The organism is Roseimarinus sediminis, assembly GCF_050433125.1.
In the GTDB taxonomy this organism is placed as follows: domain Bacteria; phylum Bacteroidota; class Bacteroidia; order Bacteroidales; family Prolixibacteraceae; genus Roseimarinus; species Roseimarinus sediminis.
In genome coordinates this window covers 1-22438 of sequence record NZ_JBNPXV010000022.1, presented here as the reverse complement: position 1 = coordinate 22438, position 22438 = coordinate 1, and the positions used below count along the sequence as shown (strand labels likewise).

Sequence of the window (22438 nt, the reverse complement as noted above, 5' to 3'; positions counted from 1 at the left end):
AATTTATCATCGCTTTTTACTATTATTGGCCATGAGATTAATGAAACTTACTTCAGTATCACTGCTTTTATTGATGGCAATGCTGCTGTTTTCATGTAAAACGAGCAAGAACAGTCAGGACGATTCCCGGCTGGCTGTTTATACCATCCCCGAAAAATACGAAGCCTATCATTCGTGGCTCAAAGATGAAATTCTGGTATTGAGTAACAGCAGCACAACAGAAGAAACAAGTCAACAGGAAATGCTCGATGTTGTTGTGGTTGATACTTCCAGTGGACTTACGCTTTTCAGCCAGCAATTCAGAGAAGGCCGGCTTACCTGGACCAACCGCCATACCTTTATGGTGAGTTACCTGCCCGGGAATCCTGAACCCGGTAAAAGCTACAGCATGCTTTACAATGTAAAAACCAGACAAAGATCAGAACACAATCACACGCTGCAAAACAAATGAAAAATTACCTTACTTACGGAATATATGGAATTCTGGCCATCATCATCATCATGACCGGTATTCACCAATCAAAAAAGAGTGACCTCCCTGATCAGCCTGCAAAATTCAAAACCACGGCTAAGATGAAGGCAGCAAGCATCAGCAAAAAATTTCAGCGAAGAGCAAGTGGCTGGTCGAAACCTGATAAACCTTCAGAATTCCTTCATTTTCACCAACTGATTCGGACACCCGATGAAGCCGGCACAGTAAGCTATCCCATGAATTACAGAATGGATGCCTTGAAAAGTGCGCTGGAGCAAAAAGCACATCTGAAATCTGCCTCTATCAATGGTGAATGGACTGAGCGTGGTCCGGGCAATGTGAGCGGACGTACCCGCGGATTGATCATCGACCCGGATGATCCAACAGGAAATACCTGGTTCGCCGGATCGGTAGGTGGAGGAATTTGGAAAACAAGTGATGCCGGTGAAAGCTGGAAAAACCTTACGCCTTCACTTCCTTCCCTTTCGACCGTTTGTCTGGCCATGGCTCCTTCGAACACTTCGCTTATTTATGCCGGAACCGGTGAAGGCTTTGGAAACAGCGATGCCATCAAAGGCGATGGAATTTTCAAATCGGAAGACAAAGGAGCCAGCTGGACCCAATTGCAATCAACAGCAGCCAACGAAGATTTTGCCTTTGTAAACCGCATCATCGTAGATCCCAATAACGAACAGGTACTGATTGCGGCCACCAACACCTCCATCCAACGTTCAAGCGATGGAGGACAAACCTGGACCAGGGTTTTCGAAGATGACGGAAGGGTTCAACACCTGATTCACCATCCCGGATCATTCGATATACAATACGCCAGTATCAATAACAAAGGCATTGTACGTTCAAGCGATGGAGGACAAACCTGGAATTATGTTCTTCAGCATGGATACGGACGCATTGAGATGGCCATTTCCCCCTCCGATCCTTCCACCATTTACGCACTCGATCAGACTTCTCAGATGCTGATTACAGAGGATGGTGGCAACAGCTGGTCGCCTGCTTCGGTGACACTTGGATCAAGGGAAATTTTACTGGGAGGACAGGGCTGGTACAACAACACACTCAGCGTTGACCCTTCCAACCCAAAAACACTTCTTGTGGGAGGTGTTAATCTGTTCAGGGTTAGCGTATCGAAAGAATCAAGCACTCCGGTTTCGACTTACCGGGTCGACACCCTGAACACTTCGGGCTTTATCAGCTTCGTTAATTTTGGAGCCTCTCATTTTGGTGGTGCGTTCGATATCAATACCGAAAAAGAAAACTATGAGACCCTTGCCATACAGTTTGGCCCCGGAAAAAAACAGAAAGCTCATCGTTTTCTGGTTCCACAGGGGGCCACTTCGGGTGTACCCGACAACTCACACAGCTATTCGAACTACATTGATGTGCCTTTTGAAGTGTGGGATACCGGCAACAAGCGGCAACTCATGGTATCATTTCGTGATCAGGATCGCAATGGGGAATTCAATCTGACCCTCCACGACGACGCAGCAGTCACCGGCAGAGAATACATTTGGATTCATGATGTCGATTATAGTGAAACCGCTTCACCCAACATCGCAAAAACCGGTGGGCATTTGTACGAAGAAATGGCCTTTACCTGGCCCGTGCTGGCACAGGGAGCCACCTGGTTACCCAACGAACTGCCCGATGCCAATATTGTGATCAATCGCAGTACTTCGTTCCCCAAAGAACTTACATCGAACAAAATAGCCGACTGGGCCGGTATGGGAGCTCCCTACGTTCATGCCGATCTTCACAACATCATTCATACCACCAATGCAAGCAGTGATACACGCATTGTGGTGGCCAACGATGGCGGGCTGGCCTATTCCGACAACAACGGGGTAAGCTGGGAAAATCCGGCCAACGGATACAATACCACACAGTTTTACGGTGTTGACAAGCATCCGTACGAAGATCGCTACATCGGAGGCATGCAGGACAATGGATCATGGTTCTCGGGCTTGAACCCCGATTCAACGGCTCAATGGACCGAAGCAACCGGTGGTGATGGTTTTGACGCAGTGTGGCATGCCACCGATGCCAACAAAATGATCACATCGCTCTATTACAATATGCTATATCTAAGTCCCGACGGCGGAGAAACATGGGGAAGTATTTCGAGCCAATTGACCGATAGCGGAGAAGAAAATGCACCCTTCATCACTCAAATTGGCTACTCGCCTGCCGATCCTGATAAAATTTTTCTAACAGGAAAAAGCGGTGTAAGCCGGAGTCTCGATTTCGGACAAAACTGGGAAACCATTGAATTACCTGCATCAGACTGGGGCTGGGGCGGATACGCTGTGATTGAGATATCGGCAGCCAATCCTGACATTGTATGGGCTGCTTCACGCATGTCGGATCAAGGCAAAATCCATGTATCAACCGACGGCGGCAGTACCTTCAATACAGTGAATAATTACAGTGTATCAATGGGCATGTTGAGCGGATTGGCCACCCATCCGCACGATTCCGGGGTAGCCTATGCCCTGTTTAGTTTCGCCGGCAAAGCAAAAATTCTGAAGACCGAAGACATGGGCAATAGCTGGACCGACCTGAGCCAGTTTGAAAACGGAGAAAGCATGAATAACTTTCCCGATGTAGCGGTGTTCTCGCTTCTGGTAATGCCCCACAACGACCAGATTTTGTGGGCAGGCACCGAAATTGGGCTTTTCGTTTCTGAAGATGGTGGCGCAAGCTGGTCGTATGCCAACAACGGCCTGCCGGCCACAGCCATCTGGGAGTTGAAAATCAGAGGCACTCAGATTATTGCTGCCACGCATGGACGCGGAATTTATTCCATCGAAATACCAGAACTTGCCTTGGCTGTTCAGGCTCCTGCGTTGCTCGCGGCCGGCACCTCGCCTCAAAACCTCACCGCATTAAAATTTCAACTCAGTCAGGGCTACGACTCTCTGCAACTTATAATTGACGGGAAACAAAGCATTAAAATGCAACAGGCATATAACACCGACACCCTTGCAACCGGCTTTTTCAATCTGCAACTTCCCGAAGGAAAATACAAGCTGCAATTACAGGCCTATCATCAGGGCCATGTGCTTAGTTCAGCCTCCCGAACACTTGATTTGCTCACAATGAATGAAGCGCAAAGCACCTACAGTAACGTCTTTAATACTTCTTCGAATGATTTTTATGGCGAAGGCTTTAGCATCAAAGCGTGGAACTCGCTGGGAGAAGGAATGGCGCTGCATAGCGAACATCCTTACCCCGATAAAAGCAACCAAAGCATCGTGCTGCGCACACCCATTATCCTTCAGCAAAAATCGGAACAGGAAGCCACAACACTCAGTTACTTCGACATTCCAATGGTTGAAGAAGGCGAAACCGGAGCTCCTTTTGGCTCATCCGATTTTTACGACTATGTGGTAGTTGAAGGATCGAAAAACGGCGTCGACTGGCTGCCACTGTTCGATGGTTACGATTATCGTGCTGTAAAATTCAAGGCTGAAATAAGGGGTATGAATATTAATTCAGACCCAGTTGAAACATTGTTTATCGAACACAAAGTGAACATGCTAAGGCATTTCGAACACAACGACACCCTCCTGATCAGGTTTCGTTTGTTTTCCGATTTAAATACCAATGGCTGGGGCTGGGTGATCGACGACATCGAGATAAACCATTCCGATATTAGCTCAACAAAGGCAACTGCCGACAGCGAATTCAGATTCTATCCGATACCCTGCAATGATGTGCTGAACATTGTTACTCAAAATGCAGGAAACAGTTCTGTTAAAATAAGTGTTTACAACCAACAGGGACGCATGGTACTTCAGCGTGAAGCGCTTCAGGCAAAACACGTCAGACTCAACACGCAAAACCTGGAACAAGGTTCCTACCTGCTTGAAATAGAAACAGCCGATGGAGTACAACGAAAGAAATTTATGGTCAGAAGATAAACTTAAACCAGTACTTCGATTTCGCCTTTAAGCACTTTAACCTTTACAGGAGTGCAACCAATTACTTCGCCATCGATATTCAGCGGATGATCTTCGAGAGGTTCGATGGTAAACTGTTTGACCTGATGATAGACCACTGCCGGATTGCCAACATGCCGTCCCGAAAACAGTTTCGTAAACAGGTAAAGCATTTTAAGACGGCCCGCTTTGCGAACAATAATCAGGTCGATCAAGCCATCGTTGAACTGTGCCAAGGGTGCCATTTTCATGGCAGTCCCGGTATGAATGGTATTGCATCCCAGTATGAAACCATAGTCGCCGGCAATGTTCTGCTTTCCTATTTTCACACGGGCCAATCGGGGTTTGTTGCGTAAAACTTCAATAATTGATGCAATGTTATAGCACTGGCTTCCCAGCCACTTCAGGCGGGCAGCCATGGCGGTAATGTCGGTTGGAAGACCCCAGCCCACAATGTTGAAGCCATAAATAACTTCACCATTTGAATCGGCCCGGGCAATATCAACTTTCCGTCGTCGTCCGGTTAAAATGCGGCGCGCTGCCACTTCCGGATCCAGAGCATCCACATCGTGCATGAACGAATTACCTGTACCGCCGGCAATTAATCCAATGGGGAGTTTCATGCCATCGTTGCGCCTGAGCATGCCATTCACAATCTCGTGCATGGTGCCATCACCGCCAATTACGCACAGGCCGTCGTAATCGTCAAAAGGCAGCGTATTGGCCAGTTCGCGGGCATGGCCGGCAAAACTGGTTTCGATAACATTGAGTTCGAGCTTGCCCGCTTCAAAAATCGGTTGTACTTTCTCAAGGATGGCTTTTCCCTTTTTATTGCCACTAAAGGGATTGTAAATCAGATATACTTTTCGCATAAAATTTAAATAGCTTAATACATCGATGTTTTCGCAATTGGGTTCTAAAAGTAATCTTTTTCACCGACAAAACGAATCGCGCACGCCTGGTGCATTAATTCAGGCATTTTTCCTAAATTCACATCCACTTTAAAAACGAGGTACCATGAGAACGAATAAATGGATTTTACTTTTGATACTCTTCCTGTGCCTGCTGGGAGGCCCACAGATAATAAAAGCACAGTCGATCGATTCACTGATGGTACAAGCGCGAAGTGAGCTGGTGTTGGTTGAGAAACAAAACGGCGCCAAGTTTATTGGTTACATCATAAGTCACGATGCCCGCGAGCTGCTGCTTAAAACCGAAGAATTGGGGAACATCTTCATTCCCATGCACGAAATCAGCGAAATAAGGCCGATTTTATCGAAAGAAGAAGATGGCTACAGCACGAGCGATCTGTTTTCTACCCGTTATTTCATTACCACCAACGGGCTTCCCATTCAGAAAGGAGACAATTACATACAATGGAATTTATACGGTCCTGATTTTCAATTTGGGGTTGCCGATAATTTCGGAGTCGGGGTCATGACTTCGTGGCTGGCTATCCCCATTATTGCCAATGCCAAATACAGCATCGATTTAAAGGGAGGTGCCAGTATGGCCCTGGGCCTGCTGGCCGGAACCGGTTCCTACGCCATGCCCGAAGTGGGTGGTTTCCTGCCTTATGTGGCATTCACCTTTGGTGATCGAAAAAACAATATTACCTTCTCGGGTGGTTATGGTGCCATATTTTATCAAAGGGATGAATACAACCCGGATACCCAAACCAGCACGGGTATTAATGAAAGCGATGGAAGAGTCTTGCTTTCGGTGGCCGGAATGTTCCGCCTCAACAAACAATTCAGCCTGGTGTTTGATACTTTTATTGCCCCCTGGGGCCCCGAAAATACTTATACCGACTATCAGTACTATTCTACCACATACAACGAACAAACACAGCAATATACCGACAATTACCGCCCGGTACAAATTACAGAGAAAAGTCCAGGACTGGCACTTATTATTCCCGGTTTAAGATGGCAGATCGATAACAACCGTGCCTTCCAGTTTGGTTTTACCGGCTTTTATTTCGACGATGGCTTTGCTGAGTTTCCTATTCCCATGATTCAACTTTATCGCCGACTGTAAGCAAGTACGGAAAATACTTTTAAATCGACATCAACACGCCTCGCGGGGTAGGTTTGAGGTATATGGCGTCACAACAAAAAAGTAAGCAGAAAAAGCGCTTTTTGGCGCTTACAACATCGCGAATTAGCTGAAAGCGTTCTAAAGTGCAACTTTTTTCTTCGTCAGACCTGTAAAAACGTATTTCTGCTGTCAACACGTAAAAAGTTACCCAAAATAATTATTTCCGGCAACTTTTTACGTGTTGAAGTCTGACAGAAATTTTCTGAGCGTTTCTACACACGTGTTGAAGCCTAAAATAATTATTTCAGGTCTCAACACGTTTCGAGAAGCCCAAAAGACGTCTTTCAGGTCTCAACAAGCGTTGAGTTGAACTTTAGAGCTTTTTTAGCAGTCCATCGGTCAAAACCTGATGCTCAAACCGTATTTTAGTTCGCTTTCGGGTTGGCTTTCAAAAATATCGATACCGTACTCAACAAATGCACCAAGGTGCTTTGAAAAAAAGACAGATGCCCCGCTTTTAACACCATAGCACAAGCGGAATCCGCGTGGCCAATAATAATTTCCTGACTGATATCGTTTGAAACCCACTGAAGCTGATGCATACAAATCGACAAGCTTTCTTATTGACGGGATGAACTCCGAATAAATAAACTTCGATTGCACTCCTGCCAGCAAAGCATTTTTATTATAAATACTTCCACTCGTGGAACTACCTTCATCGAGAACATAAGCTCTGTAGCGCTGAACTCCCCAATAACTGCCTGCCGACCAGTAAGCACTCAACCTGTAATTCAGATCAGCTGATAATTTTGGAAATATAAAATATCGGTACATCCCTGATTCATTCTTCTTCTTCAAACTGGGTGACATGGCATATCCCAGATTAATATTCCACTTGTCTTCAATTGAGAAATCGGCATTAGTAGTTTTCTCCATGTTTTTCAACAAGCTTCGATATGTTGTTTGCTGAACAGGAACTTTTAAATCGGGATCAAAAAAGACTTTGTATGTCACTGTTGGAATGATGGGGAACATGCCCTGTTGGTATAGCTTTAGGGATTCACCTTCTTGCTGATGATAACCACTGCTAATCGATTTGCTGTACAAATACAGGTAATTAAAGGCATTATTTCGGTTGTAGGCATTGTACACCGAGAAATTCCATTGTGCCTTTCTTCCTCTTTTGGTATAGGTATGCAGGGTTAAAGCCAGGTCAAGCCGATGATATGCTTTAACAGTAGCACTGTTTCTTTCTCCGTAGATTAATGCTTCACCATTGAAAGCACCATCAACGTAGGCCTGTCGGCCCAAAACAGGTGTATAGGGCAAACCGGTATGATAAACCCAATTCATCCCAAAGTCCCATTTGTCATTTAGTTTACGATTCACATTCAACGCAACAGCATGTAGCCGATGGTAATCGAATAAAAACTCCTTTCCACGATTGATACCAGGATATTGCCGCGTGGTTTTTGAATAGGTATACCCAACAAAGCCCGTCCATTTTCCTTCAAGCTTTCTCAACAGAAATTCAGCACCATACGATAAGCCCTTCCCATTTGTTTCAATTTTGGTACGCCATCCCCCATCTCCAAGAAAATTCATATATCCTTCCCGATAAGTTGAAAGATTCCGTAAGTCCTTATAATAGAAACTGATCTCATGTTGAAACAAGTCCTTCAGCATGCTCCCCTTGATTCCGACACTGTACTGACTGCTTTGCGAAGGTCTGAATTGTTCACTTGCCGGAACCCATATTTCATTATTCAAAATGCTTCCGGAGGCGAAGAGCAAATGAGCATATTGCTTTACATTTTGATAGGTGAAATTTAAAGCATGTTTTTTGGCGAACTGTACATTGATTGAAATTCGGGGTTCAAAAGAATAATCAAAGAAATCGCGGTGCGTATATCCAACCATTCGGGCTCCAATATTGGCTTCAACAAAATTGGAAAATACAAGTTGATTATTTAAATAAACGGCCCCTTCGTTGGTGTGAATCGTTTCAAAATCGGGGCTCAACGGATAGTCTGAACGTTGGTATTTATTCGGAATATAGGTTCGCGTAGCATTTTGAATTCCAAAGTTTAACGACATGGTTTTGTTAATCTTATAAATCCAGTCGGAACTGAAGCGGACCTCCTGAACTGAGGAGACATTTTCCTTAATGAATTCCATGGAATCCACTTCATGCTTGTAATCCTGGTTTATCTTCAATCGGTACCTGCTCAACGACAGGGTATTATCAGCCACAAGTTTTGGTGACAGTACATTGGTCCATCGTGCCGAAGCCAGCCAGTTACCCCAGATATTTTGAATTTCATTACGGCCATCTTCTTTTTGAAGGTTGCGTTTATTAAGGAAATGCAGGTAATCATCACCCTGATACAGATTGAAGGAAAGGGAATTTTTATTATCAGGTCTCCAGGTCAGCTTGGCATTGATGTCATGAAAGCCATAGCGAATGATGTAATCCTGATCGGCAAGGCTGCTCACCGCAATAAACAGTGCATCACTTAGTGTTTTGCGCCCGTTTACAATGAAACTCCATTGCTCATTAATTGGTCCTTCAACTGTAAATGAGCCATCGCTTAACCCGATACCAAAGGTTCCCTTGAGGTGGTCACGGTTTCCTTCGCGTTGAGAAATGGCCACAACCGATGACAACTTTCCTCCATATTTGGCCGGAAATCCCCCTTTGTACACCTGAACACTGTTGATCATATCGGGATTAAATACCGATGTAAATCCACCCAGGTGGTTCATGTAAATAAGCGGAACATTGTCAATAAGGTAGAGGTTCTCACCTGGATTTCCTCCGCGTACATTCATCAGACTGGTTCCTTCTTTCTGGGTTTGAATACCGGGCAACAACTGCAAGGTTTTAATCACGTCGGGCTTGCCGCCAATAGCAGGAATTGAGTTGATCTGCCTTGCATTTAAAGTAGTAACGTTGAACCTTTTCTTACTTTGGCCTTCAACATCGATTGTTTCAATTTCGTTGGCACTTTCAAGGTAAATAACAAGCAAAGTGTCTCTTTCGATTCTGATGGTCTGAGGCTGATAACCAACAAATGACACCTGAAGCACTTTGCCTGAAAGTGCCAGGTTAAAGTATGCGTTCATGTCGGTACTGGTGCCATTGGTGCTGCCCTGCTCAACAACATAGGCACCAATTAGTTTCTCTCCTGTTTGTGCATCGCGCACATAACCCGACACAAAAGTTTTTGCCACTGCGTTAAATGAAAATAAAGAAAGCAAAAAAAGTAAGGGCAAAATCCTAGTGTACATAAGCTGGAAAAATTGTGTCGGTTTGAACATAGGAGTAGGCAGCAAATATGCCGTATCCATTTTCAATATTTGAGTACAAAGGGAAGGCTGTAAGGTTGCCTTCAAAGCCGGTAAGACGCCCCAGATGATACAACTCAAGTTGTTTGATATAACGATAATAATCCTCACTTACCGACCGGAACTCAATGAGTTCGGGATAAGCGTACGAGATGCAGCCTTCTTCGTTGCATATTGTTCGATTGTATTTTCGATAAAAATTATAATGGATGGTATACGTTGAATCGTTTAATAACTCATCGGAAAATATACTCCGTTCGATGCCTTCGTTAAGAAAAACCGGATCCTCAATGCCCACCATATAGGATTGGGCATAAAAAACCGGAGGCCCTCCTTCACTAAAGCGAAGGCGCTTATGATCAATCTCAAAGTAATTCTTCTTTCCTTTATCGTTTGGAAAAGTTAATTTGAAGGCGTAAAAAGGTCTTCCTTCTTCGTCGAAGCCCGAAGTGTCAATGTATTCAACATGAAGAACCGGTGTTAATTCCGGAACATACTGTCTGCAGCGTATCGTATCGAATCCGGGTACCACGATGATGCATTGGTACTCCTTTTCGGCTTCAACAATCACAGTCGACTGGTAGTTTCCAAGCTCATGGTAACTCAACGACTGAACAAAGTGCTGATCAACAAAAAGATCGATTTGGGCATTTTCAATTACTTCAATTTTGGAAGAATCGATGGTTCCCGCATAGGTTAAATTAATTTCCACCGGCTTCCCGGTTTTTAAAATTGCATTGACTGTTGGTGCTTTGGGAAACTCCGGAAACTCATCGCTGACCAGTTTCAGGCAGCTTTGAAGGAATAACTGGCCAAGCAACATGAGAATAAGAGGGTACGGGGATTTTAGCATGGTTTCTTTCCTTTATCGGGACTTTGATTTTAGTTTACAAGGATAAAAAAAATGCACATTATTTCAGTCTTAAATGATTTTATGATGTATGCAATGATTATTTAAATTACGATTCGATGGTATGCGACTTTGCGCTTTGGAATACCGGGGGATATTCATTGCCTTTTATTTAGTTACATTTCAGCATGCCAAAATATAAAAAAAATACACAACACGAAGAAATTGATGTATCGTTTATTGATTATTTATTTTTATTATATGTAAATAACCCTGTGTTTTAATAACACCTCGCATCAGCAATTCTTCTACCTGTTAATTCCGAAAAAGGCAAAAAGGTTACCCTCAAAAATGAAAAAAATGAAAAAAAAGGAAAAAGTTTTCAGGCAGAAGGCAGAAGTAGAAAAGGAAGTTGAGGTTGATAGTTTTCAAATTAATTGTTTTCTACATAATGTATTAATTGTTGTTTGTATCCCGCAAAAATGCCAGTGCCGTTTGCAATATTTGAATAAACCGGATGTTGAATGCTGTGTTGATCAATTCTACTTGAATACTGGGTTATTAAATCATTGTAGTAAGCAAATGCTTCCGGGCTTAATATTTTTACATCCAGCCAATAGTCTCCAGTAAGAAAATCCCATACATAAATATCAAAATCAGCTGAAGAGTGAAAGTTACCAAGCAGTGTATAATTTTCATTCCCAAAATTGACAAATTGAGGAGCAGCTGAATAGCAATTTGTTTTTATTCTTGTATGCTCGTTGCTGACAATTGATGTACCAGCGTAAGATGCCTCGGTTATATAATAGATTAATGTTTCATTCAAATAACTACCGGCCAGCCTAATAACCATTTCACTGAAATCATCATAACTGTAAATTGTATCACCCTTAAGCAGCCGCAGTTTATCCGAAGCTACAGTATTACCGGTACTGTCACTTACCGCTTTCAACACTTCCTCGTTGATAGCATAATAGGATATACCCCTGCCGCTATTGTCATCAAATATTAAGTTTCGTATCATAATACCCTGAACGTCTTCACCACTAATGTTTAGCCGGCACTTCAGTTCATATACTTCAGAAAGGGTGTAAAGATCAAACTGAACATTCCCGCGATCTTCATTCATCTCAATGATATCAAACGCAGCATCATCCGGAATTCGACTTTCACTACTTTTCAGAGTATCGTTTTCAATAACTACAAAAATGCGATAAGCAACACCTTCTTCAGGCTTCTGGCTTTCAGAAATGTATTCGCCCATTTTATTATGGTTCAAATATATGGTGTCGTTGTTTTCATCAGTAATAAATACAAGGGCATTTTCTATTCGTGAATCTAAACTGTTACCCGAAAATGAATAAGTATAACCTATTGTTGCTTGCCAATATTGATCAGGCGAGAAGAGAGCGTTGCAATAAATCAAGTTTTCATCCTCAGGAAAATCAAATGAAACAGTATTGTTGCAAGCACAAGTCCAAAGAACAAAAAGAATATAGCTTATTTTCTTCATCGTATTTAATTAATTGAATACAAAGCGATAACTCAATGATGGCAAAAAACGGAATGGAGTTGAGTTTACCAATTCAAGTTTTCTGCTTTCTTCGTCCATTTCGACGCTCAACATAAATGGATTATTTTGTGCATAGGCATTATACAGTGAAATAGACCAGGTGCGTGTACCATTCTTTTTGTCCTTAATAAAATCGATCCCCAAATCGAGGCGGTGATATGCGGGCAGGCGATATTGGTTAACACTCCTGTAATAAATGATCTGGTCGGGTGCATGAATGTGTTTATCAAACACTCCCAGGTAACTTACCTCCTGCGGCGACTGTCCATAAAACGTATCCCCATCGTAGGCTGTAGTTGAGAAAGAAATGGGTTCGCCCGAAGCAAAAACCCAATTACCTGAAAGGTCAATGCGTTTTGAAACCTTGTGGTTTAGAGCTACGGTAAAATAATGACGCCTGTCGAAATCAGAGGGAAAAGGTTCACCATGGTTCAATTCATCGAACTGCTGATTTGAAACCGACCACGTGTAACCAAGCCATCCTGTAGTTTTTCCGGTCGGTTTTCGCAACATCAACTCCGCACCATACGACGCTCCCTTGCCTGAAATAATTTTGTCTGACCAGTTTTCATGAATTCTTATAAATGATTCACCTTTTTTATAAGTAATGATGTTATTCATTGCCCGCCAATAGCCCTCAAGGCTTATCTCTAAATTATTGCTTATTGAATGGCTAAAGCCCAAATCAAACTGTACTGAAGAAGATGGGTTGATGTTTTTGTGCGAAGGCACCCAAATATCAACGGCCAACGATGTAGATCTGTTTACAAGGTTATGGGCCGGTTGAACCATGTATCCACCTGAACTTTTGAAAACCCATTCACCATAATTTAATAATAATCGAATACGCGGCTGAAATGAGTTAAAGCTCGTATCGTTCGTCTTAAAAATGGAGTAATGCACTCCGGCAAACAACTGCAATTTATTGAATAGTAATATTTTGTTCTCTACATATGAGTTCAATTCATAAGCATCAACCTTACTCCCCGAATGTGCTTCAAACTTATCTCCATCGCTATGGGTATACTTTAACAAAACTTTACCGGGAATATATGCATGTTGCACACCATTTATACCGAAAGATAAATGGCTATTGTTCGAAATGAAATAGTCAAAATCGATTTTAGCTCCCCAGTCAGTAATTCCTGATGTGTTATTATAGGTGGTTTTTTCTTCACTTTCAATTTCCTTATAGAAATGTACATTATCCTCTAAGTCGAACACATAAGTGTACCTTGAAAAGATTAAAGTAGTATTCATAAATAGTTTATCTGAAAATACTTTGTTCCATCTTAACGATGAAGTGTAATTTCCCCAATGGTATTTACTATACGATGCTTGTTTCTTTCCCTGTATTCCTATATCTGTAATATTATCAGTGAAATCGCTTTTCGTTACAAAACTCATGATATCCCTTCCTGTATAGTTGCTCCAGTATATTTTACCCCAATTATTGATATCCCAGAAGAGTTTCATGTTTAAATCGTGAAAATTATATGCCGATTTATCGCTTGTTTTACCATCGTACGATTTATTTGAAGTTAACGGATAAAGGAAAATATCTAAATAGGTTCTTCGTGCAGACACAAGCAACGATGCCTTTTCCATGATTAATGGTGTTTCAAATACAATTTTTGAGGATAGATTTCCTATGGTTATATCCGCTTTTGTTTTGTACAAATTTCCTTCGCGCATGCGCACATCCAGAACCGATGCAATACGTCCTCCATAACGGGCAGGGAATGCCCCCTTATACACATCGACAGTTTTTATTGCTTCGGGAGTAAAAACAGAAAAGAAACCAAACAAGTGATTAACATTATATACCGGCACATCGTCGAGTAAAATCAGGTTTTGACCCGGTGTACCGCCCCTTACATATAAACCAGAACTGCCTTCACGCCCCATTTTTATTCCCGGTAAAAGCTGTAATGCTTTCAACAAATCTTTTTCGCCCAGCATCGATGGTATTTGTTCTATTTCTTTACCGCTTAGCCTTGCATGACCAACTTCATTTTTAACTGTTTTCTTCGACTCTTTAACCACAATTTCCTGAATCCGGTTGTCGGATGTCAGCTTGCAGGTAATAACCGTATCAGAATTTATTTCAATCATTTTTTCCAATGCATTGTAGCCGGCAAAAGAGACTTTCAACTCAACAGAATTGCTCGTTGTTTTTAAAACAAAAAAACCGTAACTATTGGCAATGACCCATTCGCCATCCGATTTATTAACAATGTGCGCATTAGGCAACAGGTCTCCCGAACTGCTGTCTTTCACAAAGCCACTTATCGAGTATATCTGGGCATAATTATAAGTTACGCAAAGCATCAACACGATAATTATTATGATTTTATACATACGCATGGAAAATAAAAAGAGACTGCCCCAAAATATGCATGTACTTTTGCAAAAAGTCAATTTCTATCTTTTGAAGCAGCCGCTTTTCATGTTTATTAATCAATACTAATCGAAATTTTATTGCTTTCGGTTATTCCTGAAGACCAAAATGTAACATCCAAATTATATGCAAAATCGGCACTACCTGCATATGTATCAATATAGCCCACATCTATAAAATAATGTGTCACTTCAGTTCTATATTTTTTAGTATAATTCTTGTCAGGTATAGGTCCATCAAAGCTTGGCCCACCAATACCGACCTCGTGCCAATACATAAACATGTTTCGTAAATAGTACAAAGCGCCATTAGCCTTCCATTTATTTAGCCAGTTTAATTTTTCTTGACTCATTTTAAGATTTACTCCATAACCCCATTGGTACCAGGCAATTCCTGTATAAGGATCAATAGCATAGAATGTTGAATAAATTATTTCATTAACTGAATATATCAATCTTCTTTCTCCAACGGTCTTGATTCCTTCAAGTGCAACTGTATTGCTCGATTTATAACTATTCTCATTCTTAACAAACAGTAAGTGATCATTATTGATTTCCTGTGATTTCATTTCATTATTCAATAAGGCATCTTCAATCCTACTTTTGTTTCCATCATATGAAATATATTGATTGTCTTCTGTAAATTTATATAAAGAGTTGTCTATTTGAACATAACCATCAATATTTAAGACCCGATCCAACGAGTTTGCAAAAAAACGATATCTAACAATTTGATTTTTTGCATCGTAGTTAAACTTGTCGGAATATTCACTAGTAACTGCTTCTTGGGCTTCTTTATTGTCTGTATTCGTTATTTCATCTATGAATTTTTCCTTCCATGTTCTAGCCGACTTAAACCCAATTTTACTTTCCCATTGCTGGAATTCTTCATATTCCATATCAGAAAGTACTTTACAAATACTATCATAAACTTCTAAAGATTTAAATTGTAGATAATCGCCATTGAAGATTATATCAGTATCTTGTTGGATTGGTATCTCTTTTTCTAAGCGTTCTGCATAGTTATCATTCACAAATTCTTCGACACATGAATTCAACAGCAAAATTGTGATCGTTAAAAAAAAATATAGATATAATTTTTTCATTTTTTCTTAATATTGCGGTTTGGGAGCTGTAACTCCCAAACCAGTTAATAAATTTTATTAATTGTACATTAGGCAGCATGATCTTCGGATTGTGTTGCCTTTTTTATTTTCCACCTTAATAAAATAATTTCGACAATACTCACGACAACCCGATTAAACTCATCAGGCTTTCTCCATAGGCATCATGATTTTATGATTTGAGCAGAAATTTATTAAATCACTCTTCGATTGACTGAGCCTTTGCTCTTTGGAATATTGGGGAATATTCATTCGTCTAAAATTTATAATTTTCAATGGCGACTAATAGCTTGCCCCGATTTATCGGGGCAACTCGCATCCGCCTGTTAGCGTATCATGCTCGTTTCATTGGTTTTGATATAGTTACAATTCAATTTGTCCAAATCTAAAAAAAAAAAAAACAATACGAAGAAATTTATGTGTACAATTATTATTCATTTTTTTTATTCTATGTTAACAATGCTATGGTTTTAATGAAACAAACACCAGGAAGGCTTCTACCTGTTAATTCCGAAAAAGGCAAAAAGGTTACCCTCAAAAATGAAAAAAATGAAAAAAAAAGAGAAAGTCATTAGTCACTAAGTCATTAGTAAGAAAGACTAAGAAGAAAATGCACGACTGTAACGCGGTTCAACTACGCTACGACTAGACGACAGTACAACAGCACGCTTACCCGAAAATGGATCTGGGAACGTATTATACATCCTTCTTTTTTATCTATAGTCTAACACCTAACATTTTCTTTACCAAAGCGCAACTTAGCTGAAATGCGCTTAAATCGACATCAACACGCCTCGCGGGGTAGGTTTGAGGTATAAACTGGCGTCACAACAAAAAAGTAAGTAGAAAACGCTCTTTTGGGCGCTTGCACCATCGCGCGTTAGCTGAAAGCGTTCTAAAGCAGGAAAATATTTTTCAGTCGAAATTAAAAATGATAGGTAATCGTATCGTTAGGAGTAGCAGGCAGGTTTACAACTTTTTCATCAATAAAAACATTGCCCCAGTAGCCAATATTGTTCGACATATTACTGGGTATTTGTTCTGCCATAATGGAAAAAGGATCTGATCGTTGTTCAAGGTACTCATTAACCTGCTCAAAAAAGTGAACAAAGTCGGCTGAAAATACTACTGATTGAACTACGATCTCATCAATACGGTCGATTACCTGCCATTTTATTCCATTGTAATCTATAGAATCCTGAGTAGATAGCTGGTCATAAAAATACTTTCTCCCGGACACAATTTCCGGAATATCGATATAATTTTGAGTACCCATTTCAAGGTTGAAAAAATAAGGGGGCCATTCATAACGTTGAAAGTCACCCATCCGTTTAAACTCATATAATTCATTGTTCCAACGAAACAGAAACCGGGATAAGTTATTCAAAATGCTATGATCAGAATTATTGATGAAATAAGAACACCAGACCGCCCGGGGTCTGCCAAATAAGGTATACACTGTGGTATCTTCAACATGAAAATTCCGCTCCTCTATTTCCAGCTTGACCGAATTGATCTGTTTCCCCGACATTACTGTTTGTGCTTCCGAAATTACGGTTTCCAAACCGGGGGCTGAAACCTCAATTTTATAAGCGCAGTTTTTTTCAGGTATAAAACTTTCTGCAGAAACGAAATTATAACGATCAAGTTGCCGAAATTCGACCGACTCAACATGACCATCGGAAGTCAACAGTTTTACCTGAACATCCTCAACAATCGAATAGCTTGTATCGGCAGTCAAAGCCGACTGGGTTTTCTGTACATGTACAACAACTCCTTTATTCGACAAATAGCCCACAACCGCAAGTTGATCGCCTTCATAATACTCCTTGCCGTCGAAAACCTCAGTTCTTGTTTCTGAACACGAATTCAAAAAACCAAAGCACAGCAAAACAAGCATTAAAACCAGTTGATTCCTCATGACTAATTCGCTTTTAAAAGATTGATTTTTAAACTGGCTGAAGGCATTACACGATAGAGAGAGGTCATGAACAGCCTGCCGTCACGAACATACATGCCAACCGGATTCTTGCGGGCAAATACGTTCAAGACCGATAAGGTCAGCTCGCTTTCCCTGCCCCATAAAAACCTGCCTTTCCGCTTGTACGAAATGTCGAAACGTTTGTACGAAGGCATGCGTGAGTTGTTGACGCCACCGGTAACATAAAACCCGGTATAAAATGGTGTTTGCTGAACATAGGCAAGCGGAAGCGTAAAAGGCCTTCCCGACTGGTAGAGATAATTAAAATTCCATGAATTCTTTTCACCACTGAAATAATGAAATCCCACATTTAAATCATGCCTTCGGTCGAATGCATCATAAAACCAGTTTCCATTATTGATGTCTTCAAATTTCCGTTTCGACCATGCCAGGGTATAGGCCACCGACCATTGAATTTTACCATTTGTTTTTTGAATCAGCAACTCGCCGCCATAACTTTTACCTTCTCCATTCTTGTATATGAAATCAAATAGGTCTAAAATGTCGTAGGCAATGGGATTTAGAAAAAGGAGGTTTTGCATTTTCTTATAATATGCTTCAGAACTCACCTCAATGGAAGTGCCGGCAATTTTCCCAAACAGTCCGCATGAAAACTGATTGGCCACCTGTGGTTTAAACCGATCGTTTGCCAAAACCCAGCTTTCCTTCTCAAAATAGCCATAGGTTTCAACCAGCGTATGAAAAGGCTGGCTGGCCCGGGAGTACCCCGTTTTAGCAGACCAATTTGGAGCTAACTGATAGCTGAACAAAAGGCGGGGCTCAATGCTCAGGTAGTTGGTATCATTGGTATTTAAGAAAACAGATCGCAACCCAATTTTAAGCTTTGAATTTGGGAATGGTTCGAAGTCATCGTCAATAAAAAGTGCCCCTTCGAATGCAGTCTGATTTTCATAACCAAAAATAGAATCGATTGCCAATATTTCATCATACTTTTCACCATGCGAAGGGTTTACCGTAAACAACGATGCCTGAAAACCCGCTTTTACAAAGTGATTATTGTTCAGCAGCTTACTCAGCTCCATTTTTTCAGTAAAATCTTTTACATAAGTCCTTTTCTCGTAGCGATAAAGAGCTGCCGGCTGCAACGATACAAAGTATTCTTTATTACTTTTAAGTGCCAGGTTATAGTACGTGAACCATGCCGTGTTTTTTATGGTTAAGCCCGATGAAAAAAGATGTTTCAGGTTCAGGGTAAGGTTGTGGTTATCGATATAATTTCCATTTTGATCTTTCACTTTCGTGTTTCCCAGGGGTTCAATCACTTCACCTCCCTGGTAAAAAAATGAATTTTCATCACGTCCGGCATGAGCATTCAATGAAAGCGATGTACGAACAGTAGGTTTATAGACTATTTTCCCATCTAAATCCCAAAAATTAAAGCGGTTAAAGTCCAGATTACCATCGCCCAGTTCCTTCACGTCAACAAACGCTTTAAAGGCGCTGCCTGTTATGAAATCGATGTAGGAAAAACGGCCTGCCAACATCCCAAAAACCTTTGTGTTCCCTTTCGATTCGATTAAAAAGCCCGATCGCAAAGTTCCAATATCTACATTCAATTTGGGGACATCACTGCCCTCGCTCAAACGAACATCTACAAGCGATGATATGCCATCGCCAAAGCTGGCAGGTGCAATTCCCTTGTAAATATCCACATGGCTGATGATATCGGGATTGAACAACGACAGGTAGCCACCGGCATGCGAAGTGGTAAAAAACCGGGCTCCATCAAGCATAAACAAATTTTGATCGCGGCTTCCGCCTCTCACATAAACAGCCGAATAAAGATCGATGCCTCCTGAAATTCCGGGAAGCACAGTCATCGATTTAATCAGATCGGGCTCACCAAAAAATGAAGGGATATTTTGTATCGTCCTTCCTTCGAGAAAATTAACGCCCAGCATGGCCTGTTTGGACAAAGGCGTTCCTTGTACCAATATCTCAGGTATTTCAATATCATTCAACGTTACCGTTATAAAAGTATCACTGATGAGTATAAAATCTTGTTTTATTGGCGCATAAGCAACATGGCTGAATTTGAGTGAACAAAGCGGCTTATTTAACTGTATGGCGAAATACCCCTTATTGTCGGTATAAACAGCGCTGTTATTTAACGAGTCGCTCACCAGGGCATAGGGTACATTAGTTCCTGCAGGCGATTTCACAACTCCTGTTAAATAAACCCTTTGACCATGCGCCAGGTTGGTCAGCAACATTAGCAACAAAAATAAATACCTCACAGATATAACATTTTAACACGTTCCTTGAACGAAGGCCTTTCCGCTTTCTTCTTTTGCCTCTTCACTTTGTTCTTTTTCCAATCGGGAATATAAATTGCCGTTAACTGAAAACGGTCCATCCGGTTACCATAAACGGTTGTCCCGCCAACATTCACCCCGTCAACAACTTTAGACGAAATGCGGTGGGTAATAAAGTCGTTTAACCCCATTGAATATTGAAACCTCAATTTTAAATTCCGTAAAAGAACATAATTTATACCAGCAATAGCACTAATGGTACAAGGTGCAAAACGAATAGTATCTGTAGCCTCATAAGTTATACGAATATCATTATTATTACGCACTCCCAGACGTTCTAAATGTCCAATCGACTCCTTCTGAGAAGTAAAACTAAAAGAAGAATTAGCACCAACGAAGGGTTGCACCTTCCATTGTCTCCAGTTGAGAGTAAAAGGAAAGCTCAACCCAAGATCATCCATATCTTTATAATAATCAGCATTTATTTCACCAACCTCATATAAGAACCATATTTCCTCATCGCTTCTTATCAAATTGTAAGAATAATTATAAAAATGCAAGCCTGTTTCTATAGCCAACTTATCCTTCAATACAGGTATCTCAGCATCAACCCCAACCTCAATCCCGTTACTTTTCTGGGTTTCGAGGTATCGCACATCGTAGCGATCGTTAATAACAAAGCCGCCAAGACTGAACCCGATTTGCATCTGAGCCTTGGATGAAAAACCCAGACTTACAAAGAATAGTATAAATAAACCTCTCATAGGATTATTGATAAAACTCTTTTAACAATCCCCTTTTCTCTGACGAATTCTTCTTTTTCTTTATAAAATCCCAGCGGGGGAAGTAAACCAGGTTCATACCTATTTTATTTAACTGTATTTTATACTCCTCGGGTGGAGAGATAAGCTCATCATTAACCACTTTAAGGTACATGGTGTGTTGCATATAATCATTCAGACCCCATGCATATTCAATACTTACTTTCAAATGAGGGCTTATCAAATAACCTGCTCCAACTTCAAAAAACCATTTATATTCTGCAATTTTAATTTCATCATAACTGACACCCTGAATATAATCAGGCCAATCGGGATAACCATAGGTCATTCCAGCTATCCGTTCTTTTATTTCGTTTGAAGAGGACACATTCTTACATAGCTTGAAACCTGCTTCAAATAAAAAGCGATTCCTAATCAAAGAAAGTTTTAAGGGTAAATTTACGCCTGCCTCATTTATATTTGCAAAAAGATGAATAGTACTTCCATAGCTAGAGTTATAGCTTACTCCTACTTCATTGGGCCTAAGTTGATAATAATAATCATAAAAATTGAGGCCGGTGGATAGCACAAAACTATTTTTAATCAATGGGAATTCAAGCACTATGCCTGCTTCCCCTCCCGTATGGAAAGAATGAACAAGATAGGGCATCTCTGTTCGGTCATGCATGATGTTGCCACCCAACTGAAAACCGGTTCTAACTTGTGATTTGGTAGTTAAAACAGCAAACAATAAGAAAATAAGATAAAAATATTTCATTGCATTTTAGATATGATGCCAGGGAGTTGGTATTAATCAAGCCCCGGACAACTTAACCTCTAAAAGTTAAAATTAAAATTATAGGTTGGCATAGGACAAAAACGAGTATACAATGTTCCACTAACACATCCATCAAATACAACTGGTGGATAGCCAGAAATTTGACCTGACGTGCTTGCCTTTTCTTTTTCTTCTGCAGGGTGTGCAATAAAAAATAGAGTCTAATATCCTTCTAGTAATTGCTATATTATGGGTGATTTAGAAATGCCATCAGATAACAAAAACTTATCACACTTTTAAGTTTTCTCCATAGGCATCATGATTTTATGATGTATGCAATGATAGATTGAATTACTATACAATGGAATGCGACTTTGCATTTTGGAATACCGGGGGATATTCATTCGTCTGAATTTATAATTTTCAATGGCGACTAATGGAACTCGCATCCGCCAGTTAGCGTATCATGCTCGTTTCATTGGCTTTAATTTTAGTTACAGTTTAACTTGCCCAAATCTAAAAAAAATAAACAACACGAAGAAATTGATGTATCGTTTATTGATTATTTATTTTTATTCTATGTAAATAACCCTGTGTTTTAATAACACCTCGCATCAGCAATTCTTCTACCTGTTAATTCCGAAAAAGGCAAAAAGGTTACCCTCAAAAATGAAAAAAATGAAAAAAAAAGGAAAAAGTCAGTAGTCAGGAAGATTCAGAGCTTATGGTTTACAACTGCACGATAACACAAAAATACGACACTGCATCCGTAGAACAATTCTGTCATTCCCTGAAATAGGTTGACCGTTTTAAAACAGAAATAATTATGATTAAAACGGGAAAAAAAGTCAGACATTTACGTAAGTTTTCGGAAGA

General features: G+C 40.7%; 13 protein-coding genes. 3 read left to right on the top strand and 10 right to left on the bottom strand.

Translation table 11 applies throughout. The features are described 5' to 3' along the window. The first annotated feature begins 31 nt into the window (after positions 1–31). Together FHS86_RS18295 and FHS86_RS18290 are read left to right on the top strand one after the other, a co-directional pair. Positions 32–451 (top strand): hypothetical protein, encoded by a 420-nt coding sequence (locus FHS86_RS18295; RefSeq protein WP_429417247.1) that lies wholly within the window; start codon positions 32–34, stop codon positions 449–451. Then, entirely contained in the window at positions 448–4413 is a 3966-nt protein-coding gene (locus FHS86_RS18290; protein ID WP_429417244.1) for a T9SS type A sorting domain-containing protein, read from the top strand. The genes FHS86_RS18295 and FHS86_RS18290 overlap by 4 nt, the downstream gene beginning before the upstream one ends. A gap of 2 nt (positions 4414–4415) precedes the next feature. Here FHS86_RS18290 and FHS86_RS18285 read toward each other — a convergent pair whose 3' ends face one another. Beyond that, the gene (locus FHS86_RS18285) at positions 4416–5303 is read right to left on the bottom strand and encodes a diacylglycerol/lipid kinase family protein (RefSeq protein WP_429417241.1); all 888 of its coding nucleotides are present in this window, start codon (positions 5301–5303) and stop codon (positions 4416–4418) included. Between the two features lie 145 nt (positions 5304–5448). Between FHS86_RS18285 and FHS86_RS18280 the strand changes: the two genes are divergently transcribed. Then, the gene (locus FHS86_RS18280; protein WP_429417238.1) at positions 5449–6471 is read left to right on the top strand and encodes a hypothetical protein; all 1023 of its coding nucleotides are present in this window, start codon (positions 5449–5451) and stop codon (positions 6469–6471) included. Between the two features lie 399 nt (positions 6472–6870). On the opposite strand, the gene FHS86_RS18275 is transcribed toward FHS86_RS18280, so the two are convergent. From FHS86_RS18275 to FHS86_RS18235, 9 genes are all read right to left on the bottom strand, one after another. Next, complete coding sequence (locus tag FHS86_RS18275) at positions 6871–9705, bottom strand: TonB-dependent receptor (protein ID WP_429417235.1); 2835 nt, start codon at positions 9703–9705, stop codon at positions 6871–6873. Positions 9706–9751: 46 nt separating this feature from the next. Then, positions 9752–10672 carry a DUF4249 family protein gene (locus FHS86_RS18270; RefSeq protein WP_429417232.1) on the bottom strand — a complete coding sequence of 307 codons (921 nt, stop codon included), beginning with the start codon at positions 10670–10672 and terminating at the stop codon, positions 9752–9754. Positions 10673–11102: 430 nt separating this feature from the next. Beyond that, entirely contained in the window at positions 11103–12182 is a 1080-nt protein-coding gene (locus FHS86_RS18265) for a DUF4249 family protein (RefSeq protein ID WP_429417230.1), read from the bottom strand. 9 nt (positions 12183–12191) lie between these two features. Then, positions 12192–14603, bottom strand: coding sequence for a TonB-dependent receptor (locus FHS86_RS18260; protein WP_429417227.1), 2412 nt, complete (start codon positions 14601–14603; stop codon positions 12192–12194). Between the two features lie 95 nt (positions 14604–14698). Then, complete coding sequence (locus FHS86_RS18255) at positions 14699–15748, bottom strand: DUF4848 domain-containing protein (RefSeq protein WP_429417224.1); 1050 nt, start codon at positions 15746–15748, stop codon at positions 14699–14701. 943 nt (positions 15749–16691) lie between these two features. Beyond that, a complete protein-coding gene (locus FHS86_RS18250) occupies positions 16692–17687 on the bottom strand; it encodes a hypothetical protein (protein WP_429417222.1) in 996 nt (331 codons plus the stop codon). Between the two features lie 2 nt (positions 17688–17689). Next, the gene (locus FHS86_RS18245) at positions 17690–20005 is read right to left on the bottom strand and encodes a TonB-dependent receptor (protein ID WP_429417219.1); all 2316 of its coding nucleotides are present in this window, start codon (positions 20003–20005) and stop codon (positions 17690–17692) included. Beyond that, positions 20002–20787 (bottom strand): outer membrane beta-barrel protein, encoded by a 786-nt coding sequence (locus tag FHS86_RS18240; protein WP_429417216.1) that lies wholly within the window; start codon positions 20785–20787, stop codon positions 20002–20004. Before FHS86_RS18240 ends, FHS86_RS18245 begins: the two co-directional genes overlap by 4 nt. Positions 20788–20791: 4 nt before the next feature. Next, positions 20792–21562: an outer membrane beta-barrel protein gene (locus tag FHS86_RS18235; protein WP_429417213.1), complete on the bottom strand. Its 771-nt coding sequence runs from the start codon at positions 21560–21562 to the stop codon at positions 20792–20794. Positions 21563–22438 lie beyond the last annotated feature (876 nt).

Excerpts from the sequence above, each read along its gene's own strand:
- FHS86_RS18270 (WP_429417232.1), bottom strand. The coding sequence starts at position 10,672 with ATGCTAAAATCCCCGTACCCTCTTATTCTCATGTTGCTTGGCCAGTTA.
- FHS86_RS18295 (WP_429417247.1), top strand. The coding sequence starts at position 32 with ATGAGATTAATGAAACTTACTTCAGTATCACTGCTTTTATTGATGGCA.
- FHS86_RS18260 (WP_429417227.1), bottom strand. The coding sequence starts at position 14,603 with ATGTATAAAATCATAATAATTATCGTGTTGATGCTTTGCGTAACTTAT.
- FHS86_RS18280 (WP_429417238.1), top strand. The coding sequence starts at position 5,449 with ATGAGAACGAATAAATGGATTTTACTTTTGATACTCTTCCTGTGCCTG.
- FHS86_RS18255 (WP_429417224.1), bottom strand. The coding sequence starts at position 15,748 with ATGAAAAAATTATATCTATATTTTTTTTTAACGATCACAATTTTGCTG.
- FHS86_RS18265 (WP_429417230.1), bottom strand. The coding sequence starts at position 12,182 with ATGAAGAAAATAAGCTATATTCTTTTTGTTCTTTGGACTTGTGCTTGC.
- FHS86_RS18240 (WP_429417216.1), bottom strand. The coding sequence starts at position 20,787 with ATGAGAGGTTTATTTATACTATTCTTTGTAAGTCTGGGTTTTTCATCC.
- FHS86_RS18290 (WP_429417244.1), top strand. The coding sequence starts at position 448 with ATGAAAAATTACCTTACTTACGGAATATATGGAATTCTGGCCATCATC.
- FHS86_RS18250 (WP_429417222.1), bottom strand. The coding sequence starts at position 17,687 with ATGAGGAATCAACTGGTTTTAATGCTTGTTTTGCTGTGCTTTGGTTTT.
- FHS86_RS18235 (WP_429417213.1), bottom strand. The coding sequence starts at position 21,562 with ATGAAATATTTTTATCTTATTTTCTTATTGTTTGCTGTTTTAACTACC.
- FHS86_RS18285 (WP_429417241.1), bottom strand. The coding sequence starts at position 5,303 with ATGCGAAAAGTATATCTGATTTACAATCCCTTTAGTGGCAATAAAAAG.